The 21,403-nt window shown below is 46.2% G+C and carries 12 protein-coding genes; 5 read left to right on the top strand and 7 right to left on the bottom strand.

Annotated features, from left to right (window positions below; genetic code table 11):
* Window positions 1-122 precede the first annotated feature (122 nt).
* Window positions 123-377 carry a response regulator transcription factor gene (locus IDJ75_RS02940; RefSeq protein WP_191174111.1) on the bottom strand — a complete coding sequence of 85 codons (255 nt, stop codon included), beginning with the start codon at window positions 375-377 and terminating at the stop codon, window positions 123-125.
* Between the two features lie 124 nt (window positions 378-501).
* On the opposite strand from IDJ75_RS02940, the gene IDJ75_RS02945 reads away from it, so the two are divergent.
* From IDJ75_RS02945 to IDJ75_RS02960, 4 genes are all read left to right on the top strand, one after another.
* The gene (locus tag IDJ75_RS02945) at window positions 502-843 is read left to right on the top strand and encodes a hypothetical protein (protein WP_191174112.1); all 342 of its coding nucleotides are present in this window, start codon (window positions 502-504) and stop codon (window positions 841-843) included.
* A gap of 311 nt (window positions 844-1,154) precedes the next feature.
* Window positions 1,155-7,826: a polyketide synthase gene (locus IDJ75_RS02950; protein ID WP_191174113.1), complete on the top strand. Its 6,672-nt coding sequence runs from the start codon at window positions 1,155-1,157 to the stop codon at window positions 7,824-7,826.
* A gap of 1 nt (window position 7,827) precedes the next feature.
* Complete coding sequence (locus tag IDJ75_RS02955) at window positions 7,828-11,862, top strand: non-ribosomal peptide synthetase (protein ID WP_191174114.1); 4,035 nt, start codon at window positions 7,828-7,830, stop codon at window positions 11,860-11,862.
* Between the two features lie 7 nt (window positions 11,863-11,869).
* On the top strand, window positions 11,870-12,616 hold the full coding sequence (locus IDJ75_RS02960) for a 4'-phosphopantetheinyl transferase family protein (RefSeq protein ID WP_191174115.1): 747 nt from the start codon (window positions 11,870-11,872) through the stop codon (window positions 12,614-12,616).
* Window position 12,617: 1 nt separating this feature from the next.
* On the opposite strand, the gene IDJ75_RS02965 is transcribed toward IDJ75_RS02960, so the two are convergent.
* From IDJ75_RS02965 to IDJ75_RS02990, 6 genes are all read right to left on the bottom strand, one after another.
* Window positions 12,618-13,871 carry a zinc dependent phospholipase C family protein gene (locus tag IDJ75_RS02965; RefSeq protein ID WP_191174116.1) on the bottom strand — a complete coding sequence of 418 codons (1,254 nt, stop codon included), beginning with the start codon at window positions 13,869-13,871 and terminating at the stop codon, window positions 12,618-12,620.
* Between the two features lie 232 nt (window positions 13,872-14,103).
* Window positions 14,104-15,504, bottom strand: a complete 1,401-nt coding sequence (locus IDJ75_RS02970; RefSeq protein ID WP_191174117.1) for an alpha-L-fucosidase — start codon at window positions 15,502-15,504, stop codon at window positions 14,104-14,106.
* A gap of 750 nt (window positions 15,505-16,254) precedes the next feature.
* Window positions 16,255-16,938 carry a ClpP family protease gene (locus IDJ75_RS02975; RefSeq protein WP_191174118.1) on the bottom strand — a complete coding sequence of 228 codons (684 nt, stop codon included), beginning with the start codon at window positions 16,936-16,938 and terminating at the stop codon, window positions 16,255-16,257.
* A gap of 19 nt (window positions 16,939-16,957) precedes the next feature.
* Window positions 16,958-17,227 (bottom strand): hypothetical protein, encoded by a 270-nt coding sequence (locus IDJ75_RS02980; protein WP_191174119.1) that lies wholly within the window; start codon window positions 17,225-17,227, stop codon window positions 16,958-16,960.
* Window positions 17,208-17,726 (bottom strand): RNA polymerase sigma factor, encoded by a 519-nt coding sequence (locus IDJ75_RS02985; protein ID WP_191174120.1) that lies wholly within the window; start codon window positions 17,724-17,726, stop codon window positions 17,208-17,210. Before IDJ75_RS02985 ends, IDJ75_RS02980 begins: the two co-directional genes overlap by 20 nt.
* Window positions 17,727-18,533: 807 nt before the next feature.
* Entirely contained in the window at window positions 18,534-19,943 is a 1,410-nt protein-coding gene (locus IDJ75_RS02990) for a phosphohexomutase domain-containing protein (protein WP_191174121.1), read from the bottom strand.
* An 88-nt stretch (window positions 19,944-20,031) separates the two neighbouring features.
* Between IDJ75_RS02990 and IDJ75_RS02995 the strand changes: the two genes are divergently transcribed.
* Window positions 20,032-21,342, top strand: a complete 1,311-nt coding sequence (locus IDJ75_RS02995) for an aspartate kinase (RefSeq protein WP_191174122.1) — start codon at window positions 20,032-20,034, stop codon at window positions 21,340-21,342.
* The last annotated feature ends 61 nt before the right edge of the window (window positions 21,343-21,403 follow it).

The following is a 21,403-nucleotide window of genomic DNA, read 5'->3' on the forward strand; positions in this document are numbered from 1 at the left end:
TACTTTTATTTGTAAATCTCCTATTCAATTCTGTGCAAATTTTGTGGGGTAAACTTATATCAGGTAATTTAAAAGACGCTGCGGATGCACGACCGCAGCATCTTCAATAACTTAATCCTCGGCTATTTTAATAAACTTACCATTGCTATCAGTATGCCATCATTAAACTGGTTAGCTTTTAAATGTTTAATAATATCTAAGCCTTTGCCATGTGGCAGGGTAAGGTCAAGAATAATGCAATCGTAACGGTAAACGCTAACCTTGGCAATTGCCGAAGTAAAGTCTTTCGCGGTTTCGCACACACTGTCTTCGCCTGTAAAATAAGCTTGTATGCTGTCGCGCAGGCCGGTCTCGTCTTCTATGATCAGTATCTTCACATTTTAAAGTTAATGTATAAAATTGGAGAAATACTGTGTTAATGTTAGTTGTGTACACTGTTATTAACAACATACCTCAAAACATTCCTCTTTCTGTTTTGTAATTATTGCTATATCTTGAGGTATGAAAAAACTACTTATACTTTTTGTTTTTATAGCAGCTTTTACTTTTAAAGCGTCTGCGCAAAATTTTAATGCACAGGAATTTAATGCCAACCTTGGTAAAACCAAAACCCTGTGCGATGTGGTGTCGTCTGTAAAAATATTCAGTGATACGCTTACGCTGATCAATATGGGTGGGAATTATCCAAATCAAAAGTATACCATAGCTGTAAAAGGTAATAAAATAACGTTGGATTGGGCTAACCTGAAGGGCAAAACAATGTGTGTTACCGGCGTGTTCGAACTGCACAAAAATCGCCCCGAAATTGTTGCCGCCCAGCCTGACCAAATAGAATTTAAGTAAATAATTGCTGGTTTACCCCTACAACCGGTAGCTATACTAAATAGCTGTTGCCTTAAATATTTATATAAAACAAAACTGTAATTTCATATAAGCCAATATTACTTGCTTTTATGGTACAGGTTTAATTTATGGTTATGTGAAGGGTGGCTGCAAAGCAAAAAGTAAGCCTTTGTTTAAGTGAAAATTAAATGAAATTTTTTGCCGCATGCTGTAATCCTATAGCATTAAAATTTATATCTTAAACCCGATTAAAAACCGAATAAGGGTAACTATAGGGATAGCTTTAAAAACTATCCTACTTATTTAGCTTAATGGATATTCTTACCGATAATAAGTATACAAATATTTCAACCGGTGATGTGTTTATACATCATTTGATTGAAGAGCAGGCACAGCAGCATCCGCAGGTTACAGCACTTAGTTTTGGCGACCGTAAAATTACCTACGCCGAACTAAACGCCAAAGCCGATGAACTGGCTAAAGCCATTGTGTCTGCATCTCCCGCTTCGCTTGTTATCGGGGTAAGCGCTACCCGTTCCATCGAAACCATTATTAGCCTGTTTGCTGTTCTTAAAGCGGGTAAGGCCTATTTGCCTTTAGACCCAACCTTCCCGGCAGAACGACTTCATGATATTGCTGACGATAGCAATATGGATACCATAATTGCACCGCAAAGCGATATAATGGTTTTTAGCGCTATTGTTAAAAATGTAATAGTTTCTGACCAGCCTGTTACCCCGACTGCTTTTTTTGGCGAATGGGATAAAACCAGGGTTGCCTATATTATATACACATCGGGTTCAACAGGTAAGCCAAAAGGGGTTTGCGTTGGGCATGCGGGTGTGGTTAGCATGGTGAATTGGCAACGTCACCTTTCGCCTTATTTGGGTGTGGGGCACCGTACGCTGCAGTTTTCGCCACTGATATTTGATGCATCGGTTATGGAAGTGTTTAGTACACTTTGCATAGGTGGTACACTGGTATTGATAGATGACGAGACGGTGATCGACCCGCTTAAGCTCTTAAAATACATTGATGAACAAAAGGTGAACCGTATTATAGTGCCTTTTGTTGCATTGCAATACTTTACCGAAACTGCCGATGCCGAGCAGTATTTCCCGCAATCGTTACAGGAGGTGATAAGCGCAGGCGAGCAGTTGAAGATAACCCCGCAGATCCTGCGTTTCTTCCGGGCACTGCCGGGTTGTGTATTCTTTAACATGTACGGCCCAACCGAAGCCAGCGTATGCAGCACCGCCCTTAAAATGGAAGGCCCTGCCGAAAGCTGGCCGCTTTTACCAAATATTGGTAAACCGATAGAAAACGTTAACATCCACGTGGTAGATGAGCAGCTAAGGCCGGTAGCCAAAGGCGAACAAGGCGAACTCTGCATTAGCGGCGTTAGCCTTGCCTATGGGTACCTGAACCGGCCTGAACTAACCGCCGAAAAATTTGTAAACTGGACAGATGCCAATGGCAACCTCACCCGTATTTACCGCAGCGGCGACCTGGGCCGCTACCTGCCCGATGGTAATATAGAATACCTTGGCCGCCTGGATACACAGGTGAAGATCTGCGGGAACAGGGTAGAGGTTGGTGAGATAGAAGTGCTGCTGAATCAGTTGGGCGGTATTAGCCAGTCGGTTGTGATAGCCCGCGAGGATGTACCCGGCCAAAAACGACTGGTGGCTTATCTTATCGCATCAGGCGGAAAAAAAGATATTGCATTCCTTCGCGATAGCATAGAACAAAAACTACCCGATTACATGATGCCATCGGCATTTGTTTGGGTTAATGACTTTGCCAAAACAACCAGCGGGAAGGTAGACCGAAACGCTTTACCAGCTCCTGATACCCAACGCCCCGAATTATCGGTACTATATCAGGCTCCAAATACTACAGCAGAGAAGCGGACAGCCACCATATGGGCCGAACTATTACAGTTGGATAAGGTTGGCATTTTCGATAACTTTTTTGAACTGGGCGGGAACTCCATCCTGGCGCTAAAAACTGTTGCCGCTTTAAAAAAGCAGTATAACTATACCTTACCCATAACCAAGCTGTACCAGTACCCAACAGTTAATGGTATAGCCGCCTTTTTAGAAGGTAGTAAAAACATAACAAAAATTGCAGCAGGCAGATCAAGGGCCGATAAAACCAACAACGATGTAGCCGTAATAGGCATGGCTGCCCGTTTTCCGGGTGCTGATACTATTGCCGAACTGTGGAAGGTTTTGGTTGAAGGACGAGAAACCACTTCGTTTTTCAGCGATGAGGAGCTTGACGCAAGTGTGCCGTTTGAGGTACGCAATGCGCCCAATTATGTAAAGGCGCGTGGTGTAGTGGAAAATGCCGATGGCTTTGATGCCGCGTTTTTCGGTATCAGCCCCAAAGTGGCCGAACTGATGGACCCCCAGCAACGGGTGTTTTTAGAACTGGCCTGGGAGGCTTTGGAAACCACGGGCCACCTGCCCGGGAAGTACGATGGCGCCGTTGGCGTTTTTGCAGGCGTTGGTAATAATACCTATTACACCAACAACGTCATATCAAACACCGAAAAGATTGAGAACGTTGGCCGCTTTTTGGTGGCCACCGTTAACGAGAAAGATTATATAGCAACCCGTACCGCTTACGAGTTAAACCTCACAGGCCCGGCTGTAAGTGTGCATTCGGCCTGTTCAACTTCGCTATTAGCAATTGCGCAGGCTGCCGATAGCATCCGTAACGGGCAGTGCGATGTGGCGCTGGCAGGTGGTGCATCGGTTAACTCGCCAATAAAAAGCGGTCATTTGTACCAACAGGGTACTATGTTAAGTGCCGACGGGCATTGCCGCTCTTTTGATGCCGAAGCGGATGGTACTGTGTTTAGCGATGGCGCGGGCATTGTAGTGCTGAAAAGCCTGCAGGATGCCGAGCGCGATGGTGATACCATTTATGCCGTATTAAAAGGCGTAGGCTTAAATAACGATGGCGGCGGCAAAGGCAGTTTTACTGCGCCGAGTGCAACCGGGCAGGCAGGCGCTATTGCCATGGCTATTGCCGATGCGGGTGTAGACCCGGCAACCATCAGCTATATAGAAGCCCACGGCACCGCCACATCCTTAGGCGACCCGATAGAGATTGAAGGCCTAAACCTGGCCTTTGGCGCTCAGGATAAGAAACAGTATTGCGCCATTGGGTCTATAAAAAGTAATATGGGCCACATGGTGGCCGCAGCGGGGGTAGCGGGTTTTATTAAAACTACGCTGGCACTGTACCATAAACAAATCCCTGCATCATTATACTATACCAAACCAAACCACAATATTGATTTTGCCGACAGTCCGTTTTTTGTGAACACCAAGCTTGCCGACTGGCAAAGTGATAGTAAACGCAGGGCGGGGGTAAGCTCATTTGGGGTGGGTGGTACCAACGTACACACCGTACTGGAAGAGTATGTTAAAACAGAACAGCCCGCTGCCGAAAGTAAACCGGTAAGCCTGATCAGTTGGTCGGCGAAAACGGGAACCAGCGCATCCAAATGGGCGGACAGGTTATACTATTATTTGCAGGATAACGAGGGTGTTGATGTGGCCGATATTGCCTACAACCTGCACACTACCCGTATTGATTTTAAGGAACGCAACTTTATACCGGCTGTTGACAGAAAAGACCTGATGGAGAAGCTCGCCAGGTTTAAGCGCGATCTCTCCAACTCAAAAACCTTAAAAGAAAAAGCTACCGAGGTTGTATTCATGTTCCCCGGGCAGGGCGCGCAGTACCTCAATATGGGCCGCGAACTGTACGAACAGGAGCCTGTTTTTGCCGATGCTGTTAACGAGTGCATTACACTGCTAAGGGATACCGCACATGAGGATATCCTGAGCGTTATTTATACCCCTGCATCCGCAGAGGCGACCGAAAAACTAAAAAATACATTTTATACCCAACCGGCTATCTTCATTACCTCGTACGCCATGGCCAAGCTATGGATGAACTGGGGGATAGAGCCAGCGGTATTTACCGGGCATAGCATAGGTGAATTTGTAGCTGCGCATTTTGCTGGCGTGTTTAATTTGCCTGATGCTTTAAAACTCATCACCGAACGCGCCAAACTGGTAAGCAAAGTTGCTGAAGGCGATATGCTCTCGGTACGCATCAACGCTGCCGAACTGGAGAAGATATTGCCTGCAAATCTTTCTATAGCCGTTATCAACAGCAATAAGTTATCGGTAGTGGCGGGCGGGAAAGATGCCGTTGCGGCATTCGCCAGGGTGCTGGAAGAAAAAGGCATCCCCGGCAGGTTACTGCAAACCAGTCATGCCTTCCATTCGGCCATGATGGACGATATTGTGACACCATTTGAAGAAGTAGTTAAAACCGTTACGCTGAACGCCCCGGTAAAACCCGTGGTATCAACCGCTACCGGCAACTGGCTTAGCGCTGCCGAAGCAACCGACCCAACTTACTGGGCATCGCACCTGCGTAAAACAGTACGCTTTGCGGCGGCTGTTGATACCCTTGCCGGAGACAAAGGCCGCCTGTTTTTAGAGGTCGGCCCTGGCCGCACGTTGGCTACACTAACCGCGCAGCAAACTATTGAAAGCCCGGTAGCTACCGTTGCCGGGATGGAAAACAATGGCGATGTTTCGGAATATCTATCGGTTATAAAGGCCCTTGGGCAACTGTGGCTAAACGGCATTGAACCCAATTGGAACGCTTTTTATACAGATAAACGTAAGCGCTTAAGGTTACCGACATATGCGTTCGATCATAAAAAATATTGGGTTGATCCTGTAGTAATTAATCAAACAGGAACGGTAAATTACCAACCGGAGGAAATTGTGCCGGATACACCACCTGCAACAACAGAAGAAAATAGTATAATGAGAAAAGATTTGCTGGCCGATAAACTGTACGAGATCTTTGAAGATGCATCGGGCATAGAGATTGAAAAAGATGCCGCGGATATAAGCTTCCCCGAGATCGGTTTTGATTCGTTATTGTTAACGCAGATAGCTACCAATCTTAAAAAAACTTTTAATGTACCGGTTACCTTCAGGAAACTTTTTGAGGAATACAACTCCATTAACCTGCTGGCCGATTTTCTGGATAAAAGCCTGCCTGCGGGCCAGTTTGAACCGGCGCCTGTTCAGCAACAACCTGTATATAACCAGGCAAGTGCGCAACGCCCGGTACAAATGCCAAATATACCGTTCAATACAAATGGTAGCACCGATGTTGCCCTGAGCATGATCAACCAGCAATTGCAGTTGCTGGCCAGCCAGATAGCGCATTTACAGGGAGGCGCCAGCACAGGGGTAAAAGTTACGCAGGTTACCCTTCAGCCACCACCGGTTAATGAAATAAAACGTGAGCCGGTAGCACCGCCTGCTTTAGGCCAGGAGCCGGATATAACGCCGGAGGAAATGGTGGAGATAAAAAAACCATTTGGCGCTACTGCACGCATCGAGCGTAAAGTGCAGGAGCTTGATGATAAGCAAATGGCTTTTTTGGCTAAGCTCACCAAAGATTATAACGAAAAAACAAAAAAGAGTAAAGAACAAACCCAGCAGCATCGCCGGTATATGGCCGATCCGCGTGTGGTGAGCGGCTTTAGGCCCTTAACCAAAGAGGTGGTTTACCCTATAGTCATCAATCGCTCAAAAGGCAGCCGCTTATGGGATGTGGATGGTAACGAGTATATTGATGCCCTTAACGGTTTCGGCTCAAACATGCTGGGTTATCAGCCTGATATTTTGAAGCAGGCTGTTTTGGCGCAAATGGAACTGGGCTATGAGATAGGCCCGCAGCATGAGCTTGCAGGCGAGGTTTGCAAGCTCATGTGCGAATTTACCAATCATGACCGCGCTGCATTATGCAACACCGGTTCAGAGGCTGTATTAGGCGCCATGCGTGTAGCCCGTACGGTAACCGGTCGCCCGTTGATCGTAGCCTTTAGCGGTTCGTACCATGGCATTATGGATGAGGTGATTGTGCGTGGCACTAAAAAATTGAAAACTGTTCCTGCTGCATCGGGTATTTTATCAGGTAATGTGCAGAACATGCTGATACTGGACTACGGCACGGATGAAGCCCTGCGCATTATTAAAGAACGCGCGGACGAGATAGCAGCTGTACTGGTAGAGCCAGTGCAAAGCCGCAGGCCCGAGTTTCAGCCTATTGAATTCCTGAAAAAACTACGTGTGGTTACCGAGGAAGCCAGGATTTGCCTTGTTTTTGATGAGGTGATCAGCGGTTTTCGTTTTCATCCCGGCGGCACACAGGCTCTGTTTGGCGTAAAAGCCGATCTGGGTACATATGGTAAAGTTATTGGCGGTGGTATGCCTGTTGGCGCCATCTGCGGCAAGGCCGAATACATGGATGCGCTGGATGGCGGTTTCTGGGAATATGGCGATGATTCGGTACCCGAAGTAGGGGTAACTTACTTTGCCGGTACCTTTGTGCGCCACCCGCTTGCGCTGGCCGCTTGTATGGCATCGTTACAATACATGAAAGACCGCGGCCCCGCCCTGCAGGAAAAACTGACCGGCCTGGCTACGCGTTTAAAAAGCGGTATGGATGCTATCTGTAAAAAGGAGGATCTGCCGCTAACCGTAGTTGGCTATGCCTCGTTATGGCGGTTGAAGTTTTTAGAGGAAATTCCTTACAGTGAGTTGCTGTTTACGCTGATGCGTTTAAGGGGCATTCACGTATTGGATGGTTTCCCTTGCTTTATGACGGATGCGCATACCGAAGAGGATGTGGATACCATGATAACAGCTTTTAATGCCAGCATTGCCGACATGATAGAGGCCGGATTTTTTAAAATGCAAAATGCTGCGCCTGTTGTATCTTTAGCAAAGCCGGCTATTACCAATGCTAACGAGCCACCTGTTGAAGGCGCAAAACTTGGCCGCGATAAAGACGGTAACCCCGCCTGGTTTGTACCTGATGAGAACAATCCGGGTAAATATTTACAGATAAAACTAAACGGCCGCTAATTTGGATCAGATTGCTACATATATCCCTCAGGTTAGTACTGACGAGTTTGACCCATTCGCCGGGCCGGAAATGCTATTGGTTGCCCCGGCTACCGAACCGCAGATAGAGATCTGGACATCGTGCCTGATAGGTGGCAACGATGCCAGCTGTGCTTATAACGATTCTTCAAGCATTGTGCTTACCGGTACATTTGATACCGACGCCATGATGAAGGCCTTACAGGCATTATCTGACAGGCACGAGGCCCTGCGTACTGTTTTTAGTGCCGATGGCGCAAATATCATCGTTTACAATAACCCGCAGATCACTGTTGACTACCATGATCTGTCTGGGCAGGATGATGAGCAGAACAAGCTTTTTATTAAAAATTATAACAGGCAGCTGGCTATAACTCCGCTCGATTTGGTGAACGGCCCGCTGTTTAAAGTTTCCATATTAAAGCTGAGCTATAATGAGCACATGGTCATCATGCTGATGCACCACATTATTTGCGATGGCTGGTCGGTAGGGATCATCATGCAGGATCTGAGTAAGCTTTACTCGGCATTTGCGCAGCAGGAAACACCAAAGCTACCAACTGCACCAAAATTCAGCGAATATGCCGTTGCAGAGATAGAATTATCGGGAACCGAAGAACATCAGAAAATTGAACAATATTGGCTAAACCAGTTTAAAGGAAGCAACCACCTGCTTGATTTACCTACCGATAACCCAAGGCCAACGCCGCGCACCTACAAAAGCAACCGTGCCGATTTTGGCATGGATGCGGCCCTGGTTAGCGAACTGAAGCTATTAGCCCGTAAGGCCGGTACCAGCTTTATAAGTGCTGTTATGGCGTCGTTTGAGGTATTTTTGTACCAGTTAACAGGGCAGGAGGAGATCATTATTGGTTTGCCTGCCGCCGGGCAATCGGCCACGGGCAATTTTGGCCTTGTTGGGCACTGTGTTAATCTGCTGCCTTTAAGGAGTTTCCCAAGGGGCGATCAATCATTTATAGAGTACTTAAAAGAGCGTAAAATCCCTGTGCTTGATGCATACGATCACCAGATGTACACCTTCGGCAGTTTGCTTAAAAAACTGAATATACCGAGGGATGCATCGCGCCTGCCGCTGGTGCCGGTGGTTTTTAATATCGATATTGGGATGGATGAGGGCATCAGTTTTTATAACCTGAAGCACCGCTATATCAACAACCCGCGCGAGTACGAAACGTTCGAGATCTTCCTGAACATTACCGACCATAAAGGTACACTGACCTTCGAATGGTCGTACAATACACAACTGTTCGAACTGGCTACCATCCGCCGGTTTATGGATACATTGGAACATTTGCTGCGCGAAGTAATAAAAACGCCTGATACAGCGATAGGTAAGCTACCGGTACTGAACGCTGCTGAAATAAAAGCGCAGCTGGATAAATGGAACGATACCAAGGTTGCCTATCCGAAGGACAAACCGCTTCACCAGATCATCAGTGAAGCGGCAGAACAATATCCCAATAATATCGCCCTGAAGTTTAATAACGAGGAGCTTAGCTATAAACAGCTTAACCAAAAGGCCAATCAAATGACAGCTGTGCTGATTGAGAACGGCGTGAAGCCAACCGATAAGGTGGCGATCTCGCTGGACAGGTCGGCCGAATTGGTGATCGGGTTACTGGCTATCATTAAAGCAGGTGCCACCTATGTTCCGCTCGATCCGATCTTCCCCATTAACCGCATCAATTACATGCTGGAAGATTCGGCCGCGGTGGTGCTGCTTACGTCCCGGGCTTACAAAGGCCAATACGTATCAAACGCGAAGGAGATTATACTGGAGGACATCCTGCCGGCGCTTAACAATTATTCCACAGCCGATCCGGATGTGACGGTAAAAGGAGAAGACCTGATCTACATCCTGTATACATCAGGCTCAACCGGGCAGCCAAAGGGAGTGCAGATAAAGCACCATAACGTGGTTAACTTTTTGTACAGTATGCAAAAGCAGCCGGGCCTAACCGCTGCCGATAAGCTGCTTGCCGTAACCACCATCAGCTTTGATATTGCCGGACTGGAACTTTGGCTTCCGCTGATAACCGGCGCGCAAATAGTATTGGCTGATGCCGCTACCGCCAAAGATGGTAACGCGCTGCTCGGTATCATCAAAAAAGATAAAATTACCGTAATGCAGGCCACGCCGTATACCTGGCGTATTATGCTTGAGGCGGGTTGGGATAAAGAACGGGTAAAAGTGATATGCGGCGGCGAGGCTTTACCAATGGACCTGGCGCAGCGTATCCTGGATAAGGCCACGTCGCTGTGGAATGTTTACGGCCCAACGGAAACTACCATCTGGTCGGCCCTTAAAGAAATTACTGCCGATGACGGTTTTATCAGCATTGGTAAACCTATTGATAATACGGCTATTTATATTTTAGATGCGTTCCAAAATATGCTGTCGCCGGGCGTGGCAGGCGAAATTTATATAGCCGGGGAGGGTGTGGCCGAAGGTTACCTGAATCAAACCGAACTAACGGCGGAAAAATTCGTTTCAGATCCCTTTTCGGACGAACCGGGGGCGAAAATGTACCGCACCGGCGACCTGGGAACATTCACCCCTGATGGCGATCTGATGTACATATCACGAATTGATGCGCAGGTGAAAATTCGTGGTTATCGGATTGAAACAGGTGAGATAGAATTTAACCTGGCTAAAGAGGAAGCCATAAAACAGGCCGTAGTGATTGCCCGTGCCGATAATAATGGCGTGGATAAGCTGGTTGCCTATATCATTTTAAAAGAGGGCATCCCGCAGGTTGGTGATAATAATGAATTGATCCATCAGTGGCGCAACAACCTGCGCATATCGGTGCCCGATTATATGGTGCCCGATAATTTTATTGTGATAAATGCCATGCCGATGACACCAAACGGCAAGGTAGATAAAAAGGCATTGGCCGCCCAGGAAATTGAAACGGTACAAACCGTACAATACGTTGCACCGCGCACTGACGTGGAAAAAATGGTTGCCGATATCTGGACTGAGTTTTTAGGTGTTAAGCAGATAGGTATTCACGATAACTTTTTTGAGCTTGGCGGCCACTCGCTGATAGCCGTACAGGTTATGGCGCGGATAGAGAAAGACACAGGTAAGCGCCTCCCGCTGGCCATACTGTTTGAAAACTCAACAGTAGAAAAGCTGTCGCTGATGCTGGAGATGGACGGAAAATCCATCACCTGGGATTCATTAGTGCCTATAAAACCCACAGGCAGCAAAATACCTATTTATATTGTACACGGCGCCGGCTTAAACGTTTTGTTGTTTAACACCCTCGCCAAACATATGGATGCCGACCAGCCTGTTTATGGTTTGCAGGCTAAAGGGTTGAATGGCGTTGACGAACCATTGAATAGGATGGAAGACATAGCGGCACATTATATTGCGGCCATACGTGCGCAAAACCCCGATGGCCCATATGCACTGGCAGGATTCTCTTTCGGGGGGATAATTGCCTACGAAATGGCTCGCCAGCTGAAAGCCCTGAACAAGGAAGTGCGCATGCTGGCCATGTTTGATACCTATGCTTATCGTACCCCGCATTACGACCCATGGCTGGTTAAAAATGTTAAACGCGGAATGTATTTTGGCCGCAAAGTGTGGCATGCCATGTTGTTTAAGGATGGTTTTAAAAAAACAATTATAACCCGTGCCAAGGCGCTTGAACGTGGCGCAATAAGACTTTTATGGAAGCTTAAATTTGGTACAGAACAAAAACAGACGGGTTTTTTTGGCTACTCGCATAAAATAGATGAGATGAACAATGAAGCGCAAAAGCATTACCGCATACAGCCGTATGATATTGCTATAGAGCTGTTTCGCGCCGAAACACGTTCGTTTTATTTAGATGATTACGTGTACATGGGCTGGAAGCCTTATGCCTTAAAGGGGGTAAATATCCATAACGTACCCGGTGAGCATAACACCCTTTTTAAAGAGCCTAACGATAAGCGATTCGCCGAAATATTGCAGGAATGCCTGAACAAGATAAACGATTAAGCACGCTTTGGGCACTATCACCAACCGATATTTAATTGATGTGTTGTGGCAGGATGGTGCCAGGCAAGACCTTGTTATTAATAATAACGAGGTACATGTATGGCGTATTAACATTAGCCAAAACATAAAACGTTTAGAGCAATTTGAAGCCCTGCTTACCGCGGAAGAAACACTGCGTGCCGGCAAATACAGGCAGCAGAAAGATACCTATAGGTTTATAGTAAGCCGGGGTGCGCAACGCGTTATATTGGGGAGATACCTGAACACGCCACCAGCACAATTACAATTTGTTTTGGGCGATAATAAAAAGCCTTATTTGGTAAATGAAAACGGCATGATTCTGCACTACAACCTGTCGCACTCCGGCGATTGGATAGTGCTTGCTGTAGCGCAATTAACCGTAGGTGCTGATGTGGAATTTGTTGACCCCCTATTCCCTTTCCAGGATATTTTAGAGGATAATTTTAGCAGGGAAGAGATTGGTCGTATTGGTACTTCACCCGATAGTTTTTTTACACTATGGACGCGTAAGGAAGCCATCCTTAAAGCAACAGGCCAGGGCCTTGGCGACCACCTTAAAATTACGCCCGCACTTGATGGAGAGCATATTTTAGATGCCAGCCTTACCGGCAATGATAAAAACTGGCTGCTGCGTAGTTTTAATATTGCGCCTGGGTATGTAAGTGCTGTGGTTATTGAAGACAAAGGGCTGCATTTGATTTTTTTTGATTTTCCTAAAGCCTATTCAGGATAGCTTACTTAGATGTTATAAGCGACCGTAAGGTATCCTGGGCTATGGGTTTTAATAGCGCAAGTTCTTTGATCCTAATGCTTGTTTTGGTCCATTGTTTCAGGTCTTTACCGGTTAACTGTGTGGTGTCTGCGGTGCTGTAAAATTCCAGGATGCTCTTTTTTAGCTCAGGGGTAACGTTTTTGTATTGCTGTTCTTGTAATTCTTCTAAAAGTTTGGCATACGTGTTATCAGCAAGTTGGTATTCACCAATGCTGGAGGGGTTACCCGTGTCAAAATCAATATCAGGCAGTACCAGCTGGTTGGTACCAACCAGCCCTAAAGCATTCTTGTAATTCTTTAAGATGGTTTCAAAGCTAATGGCGAAAAGTTTTTGGCCCTGCTCGCCCGGCGATTTGAATTTAAGTGTTTTTAAAGGTCCTATTTTGGGTAATATCCTGATGAAAAATACGGCCACTTTTGCAAAAAACTTAGATTCCTGGCGCTGCTTGCCAAACTCCAGGTTAAACGATCGTTTGCTCATTTTATACTGAAACTTACGCGCCGTTATCCCAGGGTGCATTTTTTCAATGTCAGTTTGGTTAGCCTTGTAAGCCGATTTGGTAAGTACCGGAAAAAGGTTACGCACACCCCAACGCATAGTGTTGATGGAGGAATTTATGTTTGAGAAGATACTGCCCAGTTCGCGGCCGTAGGTTTCGTAAAAGGCCTTCTCTAAAACCGGTACAGAGATGTTAAAGCCAATAAAATCGTGATAACCTTCTGATGTATAGCCGTTCTGGCCTATCTGCAATACGTCATATGCAAACTCCATACGGCTGTGCGAGGTATGGTCGTCATTATAGGTAACCACATTGCCGAATTTTTTTTGAAGCTTGGGGTAAATAATAGGCACATTAAGGTTGGTAGATAAAGAGTGCCCGTATTTGTCGGCCATATAATGCGATAGTGCGCCCAGTGCGAATGCATATTCATTCAGGTTTTGCGAATCGGTAATAAGGGCCTGTACAAAATCGCCGCTGCGTACGTAATGTACCAGATCGGTAAAAAAGCCGTTGCCAAAAGGCATGTAACCCATATCGGCTACAATGGCGCCGCCATACGCGTAGGAGTGTGCCATCAGCATTTGCTCGCTCGTGGCGTTAGGATATTTTTGCTTTAATAAAGGCACCAGGGCTGTTTTCCATGCAGCATCTATAATGGCTTCGTGTGCTAATATAGAGTAGGCCTTTGAGCTAAGGCCAGTAAATGTGAGCATGGTGGTAACCAATAAATACTTAAGACCGGATCGGAAAGTAGCTGACATTTTAAAACTAATTCTGGATAAATTCTGTGTTATGAACGATAAAATGTGCCGAACAGTTTTAAATAAGTGTTTAATGATGGAATTGTTACGTTGGGGGGGCTTTTATAAACAAGATGCGAAGTATAGCGTCTCTACAATATATTCTCTGTAGAGACGCGGTACTTCGCGACTAAATAATGATGTTTTATCTTCTCTCGTTGTAAACGCCAAATTCCGCAATAGATACCTGGCCTTCGGCTTTATCAATAGTTACCCGAACTTTGGTGCCATAAACCCGGTTAAAACGGTGGATCTTTACGCGCGATGCAATGTTACCCTCTGCAATTGGTTTCCAAACACCGTTTTGCAAATACTCAAAGTGGTATGCGCTAATGTTGGCTTTTGGCTCGGTTAAGGCAATTGTGTTAAATTCGGTATCGTGGCCAAAATCAATTTCGTACCATGGGGTTTTGATGGCCGTATTTGATGTCCACGATGTTGTGAAGTCATCATCATTGGCAAAATCCATAATGTTCATATCATCGCTCCAGCTTGAATTTGATGGTTTGTTTTTGGCCAGGTTGCTTGATATGATGGGCGCATTGGTTGCCGCCAGTTTTGGGGCAGGTACATCATTTTTCCATTGTTTGCCAATTTCTTTTAAAGCGGCTAAGGCGTTATCATCAAATAAACCATCGCGGTTTGGGGCAACATTTAAAATAAAGTTGCAGCCCGCCTGGTTAAGCGTGTTTAATTGTGCAACCATTTTAGCAGGTTCTTTTACCGGGGTGGTAGGGAAGTTTGTTTTCCAGAACCAGCTGCTTTGCAAGGGTAAACAAGCCAATGATGGCATTACATTATCTTTTGTTGATAAGCGCTGGCCTGCCCCCATTTCATAAGTTTTGATATCGCTGTAAAACAGGCCTTCGGCAGGGTATTTGGCACCGTTCAGGTCCATCAGCACACATTCGGGCTGTAATGATTTTACCAGATGATAGATATCCTCAAAATTGATATCGTCATAGCTAATTCTCGACCATGGCGCATCCCAGCCGTCAATAATCAAAGCTTCTATTTTACCGTATTTGGTTAACAGTTCGGTTAGCTGTGCCTTCACCATTTCAAAATGTTTTTGAGTGATGGTATGCGGGCGCAATTTATGGTGAGTATCCAGGATACTGTAATAAAGCATCACTTTGAGGTTATTCTTACGGAATGCATCAACATATTCCTTTACCACATCGCGCTTTAGCGGACTGTTCATTACGTTGTAATCGGTTGTTTTGGTATCCCAGATACAGAAACCGCTGTGGTGTTTGGTGGTTAAGCAGCCATAGGTCATGTTAGCGGTTTTTGCTGCTTTTGCCCATTGGTCGGCGTTTAGTTTTTTTGGGTTGAAGTTGGCTGCTTCCGCTTCGGGATCAGGCCAGTCGGCATCCATATAGGTAGGCATGTTAAAGTGGATGAACATACCAAACTTCAGGTCGACAAATTTTTGCTGCAAGTTACTGTAATTGGCTGTAGTGGTATTTACACTATTGTTTTGTGCCGATGTTTTAAAAATGATGCAGGACAGCATCAAAATGGCGGTAAATAATTTCTTCATGGATTATACGCTGATGTAAAACCCAAAGTAAGCGATTATTAGGTAAACATTTTAACAACTTTATTTTTTTGTCATCACGAATTTGAAAGGTGTTCACGTTCACTGCCGTGAACACCCGTTTATTTGATTAAATATCTGATAATCAGATATTTTTAATTTGTTGCTGATAAAGTACAGCCACCATTACACACCACTTAGTTATTTAATAGCCCGACCATGTTGTTAACCGCCCCAAAACGACTTTAAAACGCCCTTAAAAAGGACCTGTAGTGAGCCGTCCTGAAAAAGTTTTGGATAACACCAATAGCGGAAAATGTATTACCCGGTAATTAACTCACCCCGACTACGCTTCGCTGGTCGACCCTCTCTGTTGCGCAAAGAGGGTGAGGAGAAGAGTTTTAACCCTCTTTCCGCTTGCGGAGAGAGGGTCGGGCACGCAGTGTCGCGGGGTGAGTGATGTCGGTGAATAGATGCATCGCTATGCTCAGCATGACAGGGAGGTTGGTCAGCGGAATTTCTTAACGCAGGGAAGAGTCTTTTAGTGAGCTGTGCCTGGCTAAAGATCATTAGTTAACTCACCCCGACTACGCTTCGCTGGTCGACCCTCTCTGCTGCGCAAAGAGGGTGAGGAGAAGAGTTTTAACCCTCTTTCCGCTTGAGGAGAGAGGGTCGCGCACGTAGTGTCGCGGGGTGAGTGATGTCGGTGAATAGATGCGTCGCTATGCTCAACATGACAAAGGGGGAGCAATACTACTCCCGCGCATCCAAGATCTCATCTATCATCCCAAACTCAAGCGCTTCGGCGGCAATCATCCAGTGGTCACGGTCGGAGAGGCGGTGAACGGTTTCATAATCCTGGCCGGTGTGTTTGGCGGTGATCTGGTAAAGTTCATGTTTCATTTTAGCAATTTGTACGGCAGCTATCTCGATGTCTGATGCCATGCCCTGCGCACCGCCCGATGGCTGGTGCATCATGATACGTGAATGGGGCAGGGCGGCGCGTTTGCCCTTTGTACCCGCGCACAGCAATACCTGCGCCATAGATGCGGCCATGCCGGTGCAAATGGTTGCCACATCGGGTGAGATGAATTGCATAGTATCATAAATACCCAGCCCCGCGTAAACTGAGCCGCCCGGCGAATTGATGTAGATCTGGATGTCGCGCTTAGCATCGGTTGATTGCAGGAACAGCAATTGCGCCTGGATGATATTGGCCACATGGTCATCAACCGCGGTACCCAGGAAGATGATCCTGTCCATCATCAGGCGCGAGAATACATCCATCTGGGTGATGTTCATCTGTCGTTCTTCCATAATGGCTGGCGTTTGGCTGGTGATGCGGCTGTTGTTTACCTGCGCAATAAACCTGTCTACATGTAAACTTTGGACATGGCGATGCCTCACCGCGTATTTGCGGAACTCGTTGGTGTTCATTCTTTCTAAAAATTAATGGTTAGCGTTTAAAATAGCGCAGTATGGTTTCGCGGAAATTTTGATGTTTTGGCCGGGTAAAAAGCTGCTGATGCACAGCCTCGATATCTGCACGCAACTGTTTGCGCCCATATTGCTGCACCAACGTGAGTGTTTGCCTGTGCCAGGCTACATCCATGCTCAGTTCGGGGTTCAGGATCATCTTCGCCTCTAACAACAGGCCGTCCTGCGGGGCTGCGAGGCCCAGCACGTGGTCGTCAATCTCTTTGATGTTATTCAATGAAGTCCGCATAGGTCAGTGATCTTTCTTTAACGGTGTCCCTTACTTTTTCCAGGCATTTGTATTTCTGTACGGTTACCGAGCGCTCGCCAGCGTAGCCAAATTGTTCGGCGGCTTCTTTCATGGGTAACTTATGGTAGTAAAAAGCACTTAATAGTTCCAAGCAACGTTTACCTGCGGTTTCTAAAAATTGTAAAACCTTGTTGTTACAGATCTGCTGTTCCGTTTCATCGGCTTGTTCCCATGTATCATCAAGCGGAAAAGTATTGTTTTGCTCCCTGAACTTTTTAAACCACATGTGCTTTGCAATACCTAAAAGGTAGGCTTTACCATCGGCAGTAATTAAACTACCGGCAACTGCTTTCTCATAATAAATTACCAAAGCATCCTGGAAAACATCTTTGGCATCGTCAACCGAGCCGCCCATCCTGGCCACATACTTAGCCAGTGGGGGGAAGGCGCTTTTATAAAGCTCCATCAGTAAGTGTTCCCTGTTAACCGTTTTTACCATAATACCTGCGTTTAATTATAAGTGCGCGGCTTGGGTGATATATCACCGGGAAATTAGAAAAAAAAATCCACTTGCCATTCTTAACGCAATGAAGGGTCTTTTAGTGAGCTGTGCCTGGCTAAAGAATATTAGTTTACTCACCCCGACTACGCTTCGCTGGTCGACCCTCTCTGCTTCGCAAAGAGGGTGCGGATATAGGTTTTACCCTCTTTCCGCTTGCGGAGAGAGGGTCGCGCACGCAGTGTCGCGGGGTGAGTGATATTGGTGAATAGATGCTTCACTGCGTTCAGCATGACGGGGTGGTATGGTCAGTGAGCTGTTCCTGGCTAAAGAACATTAGTTTACTCACCCCGACTACGCTTCGCTGGTCGACCCTCTCTGCTGCGCAAAGAGGGTGAGGAGAAGAGTTTTAACCCTCTTTCCGCTTGCGGAGAAAGGGTCGCGCGCACAGTGTCGCGGGGTGAGTCACATTGGCGATTAGATGCTTCACTGCGTTCAGCATGACGGGGTGGTATGGTCAGTGAGCTGTTCCTGGCTAAAGAACATTAGTTTACTCACCCCGACTACGCTTCGCTGGTCGACCCTCTCTGCTGCGCAAAGAGGGTGAGGAGAAGAGTTTTAACCCTCTTTCCGCTTGCGGAGAGAGGGTCGCGCACGCAGTGTCGCGGGGTGAGTCACATTGGCGATTAGATGCTTCACTTCATTCAGCATAACAGGGAGTTTAAAGGGTTGTGGCAACAAAAAAAGGCTTGCCGAAGCAAGCCTTTTAAAAATCTATAAATCTGCGGAATCGTATAGATCCCGGTTTTATTTCAATAATTCTGCTTTAACAGTATCTAATATTTTAATAGACTCGGCAGTAGTTGGGGCCTCGGCGTAAACGCGCAGTACGGGCTCGGTGCCTGATGGACGGATCATTACCCAGGTCTCATCCTCAAAGAAGAATTTGAAGCCATCCAGATCTTCGGTTCGGGCTACCTTTAAGTTACCAAAGGTGCTGTAACCGCTTTTGCAGTTGCTGATGATCTGTTGTTTCTTCTCTTCGGTAACATGCAGGTCGTAACGCTCAACAGCAAATTTGCCAACCACATCATAAATTTCCTGTACCAGGTCTTTTAAGCTGCGGCCGCTTTTTGCCATAAATTCCCAAATCATTAGGCCTATCCAAACGCCATCGCGCTCGGGGATGTGCCCGTTAACTGCAATACCGCCCGATTCTTCACCACCCACCATAAACGGTTTGCCGCTGTTCACTATCAGGTCGCAAATGTATTTAAAGCCAATTTTGGTAACGGTGTTGTTTAAGCCGTATGCATCGCAAAGTTTTTGAATTTTGCTGGTGCAAGAGAAGGTTGAATAGACCTCGCCTTTTTCGCCCTTTACTTTGTACATATAATGTATCAGCAATAAAAGTATATGGTGCGAATCAACAAAGTTTCCTTCGCCGTCATATAAGCCAATGCGGTCGGCGTCGCCATCGGTAACCAAACCGGCAGCAATTTCCCCTTCAGATAGTTTAATCAGTTGCTCAAACTCCTGCAGGTTACGCTGTATAGGCTCGGGCGCCTGGCCATCAAAGCTTGGGTTATAATCGGCATGTAAAAAGGTAATATCGGGGAACAGGCGGCGCATAACATTTTGGCCGGCACCGTACATGGCATCGTAAGCCCACTGCAAACCACTATCGCGGATAGCAGCAATATCAAAGCTGGCTTCGGCATGTTCCACATACATATCCTCCAGGTCAATATATTCTACCAAACCTTCGGTAACATAATCTGTAACCGATTTAAGCTCCAGGCTGATGGTATCCGGGATCTGTGATTCTACTTTTTCAATATCATCGGGTGTGGCCGGGCCGCCGTAAAACGCTTTTATCTTATATCCGTTGTAGGCGGGCGGGTTATGGCTTGCTGTAATTATAATACCTGCCGATGCTTGTTTACGCACGGTACCTAACGATATCATGGGCGTAGATATAAACATGTTTTCGGCACGGAAAACCTTAATACCCTGCGATGCAAGCACCGCGGTAGTAACATCTGCAAACATTGGCCCTGCAAAACGCGGGTCGCAGCCAACAACAGCCGATGGGTTTTCAAAGTTTTGTTTTAGCCACAATGCGGTTGCATAGGCCACTCGTTTTACGTTCTCAACAGTAAAGTCGTCGGCAATGATCGCTCTCCAGCCATCTGTTCCAAATTTTATTTTGCTCATTTTAGATATAAGTGGTTTAAAATCCTATTTTTAGCGCCTCAATATTCATACAAGAATATTAATGTTTTATGGTAAACGGAAACAAATAATGAAAGTTTTAAAATTTGGCGGAACATCGGTTGGTAGTGCCGCCCGTATGCAGAAGCTGCTGGATATAATTAACCCCCAAGAGCGGCAAATAGTGGTGCTGTCGGCCATGTCGGGCACTACCAATAATTTAGTTGAAATAGGCCAGGCCTACCTTACAAATGATAAGGCAAAGGCAGCAAATTTAATTGCCATACTAAAGGATAAGTACGAGGCTGTTATAAAAGAGCTTTTAAAGAAACCCGAGACTTTGGAGCAGGGTAAGGAAGTAATTGATTATCATTTTAGATTATTGAGCAGTTTTGCCAACGATCTGTTTACCCCCATAGAAGATAAAATTATATTAGCGCAGGGCGAGTTACTATCAACCACCCTGTACCATATTTATTTAAAAGAGATAGGTGTACCATCGGTTTTATTACCGGCGCTTGAGTTTATGAAAACCGACGAGGATAACGAGCCGGTTGTAGAGCACATCACTACCGAGCTTACCCCTTTGCTGGATAAACACCCCGATGTGAACCTGTTTATTACACAGGGCTTTATTTGCCGTAATGCATTTGGCGAAATAGACAACCTGCGCCGCGGTGGCAGCGATTATACCGCATCACTGATAGGAGCGGGCATACGCAGCGAAGAGGTGCAGATATGGACCGATATTGACGGCATGCATAATAACGACCCACGTATTGTAAGCAATACCAAACCCATAGCCCAGCTATCATTTGATGAAGCCGCCGAGCTTGCTTACTTTGGCGCCAAAATTTTGCACCCGCAAAGCGTATTCCCGGCGCAAAAATATAAAATACCGGTGCGTTTGCTGAACACGATGGATCCGCAGGCGCCGGGTACACTGATCACCAATACCAGCGAGAAGGACAGGATAAAATCTATAGCGGCTAAGGATGGTATCACTGCTATTAAGATACAAAGCAGCCGTATGCTGCTGGCGCATGGTTTTTTACGCCGCGTGTTTGAGGTGTTTGAGCGTTACCGCACGTCTATAGATATGATCACCACATCAGAGGTTGCCGTATCGTTAACTATTGATGATACCACTTACCTGGGCGAGATAACCGCAGAACTGGCCGCATTTGGTTCGGTTGATATTGATGTGAACCACACCATTATTTGCGTGGTTGGCGATTTTGGCGCCGAAAAACATGGCTATGCAGCCCGCGTTTTGGAGGCTATAAAACATGTGCCGGTAAGGATGATATCATACGGTGGCAGCGACCACAACATGTCTGTACTGGTAAAAACAGAAGATAAGGTAGAGGTATTGAGAAGCCTGCATAGCAGGTTATTTTAATTTACGATTTTAGAATTACGATTTTAGATTTCGCCTCAAACATAATAACCGCGCGTCATTG

This window comes from Mucilaginibacter rigui (assembly GCF_014773275.1).
Classification (GTDB): Bacteria; Bacteroidota; Bacteroidia; order Sphingobacteriales; family Sphingobacteriaceae; genus Mucilaginibacter; species Mucilaginibacter rigui_A.

Coding starts and splice junctions, on each gene's coding strand:
- IDJ75_RS02945 (WP_191174112.1), top strand. CDS start 502: ATGAAAAAACTACTTATACTTTTTGTTTTTATAGCAGCTTTTACTTTT.
- IDJ75_RS02950 (WP_191174113.1), top strand. CDS start 1,155: ATGGATATTCTTACCGATAATAAGTATACAAATATTTCAACCGGTGAT.
- IDJ75_RS02965 (WP_191174116.1), bottom strand. CDS start 13,871: ATGCTCACATTTACTGGCCTTAGCTCAAAGGCCTACTCTATATTAGCA.
- IDJ75_RS02970 (WP_191174117.1), bottom strand. CDS start 15,504: ATGAAGAAATTATTTACCGCCATTTTGATGCTGTCCTGCATCATTTTT.
- IDJ75_RS02975 (WP_191174118.1), bottom strand. CDS start 16,938: ATGAACACCAACGAGTTCCGCAAATACGCGGTGAGGCATCGCCATGTC.
- IDJ75_RS02980 (WP_191174119.1), bottom strand. CDS start 17,227: ATGCGGACTTCATTGAATAACATCAAAGAGATTGACGACCACGTGCTG.
- IDJ75_RS02985 (WP_191174120.1), bottom strand. CDS start 17,726: ATGGTAAAAACGGTTAACAGGGAACACTTACTGATGGAGCTTTATAAA.
- IDJ75_RS02990 (WP_191174121.1), bottom strand. CDS start 19,943: ATGAGCAAAATAAAATTTGGAACAGATGGCTGGAGAGCGATCATTGCC.
- IDJ75_RS02995 (WP_191174122.1), top strand. CDS start 20,032: ATGAAAGTTTTAAAATTTGGCGGAACATCGGTTGGTAGTGCCGCCCGT.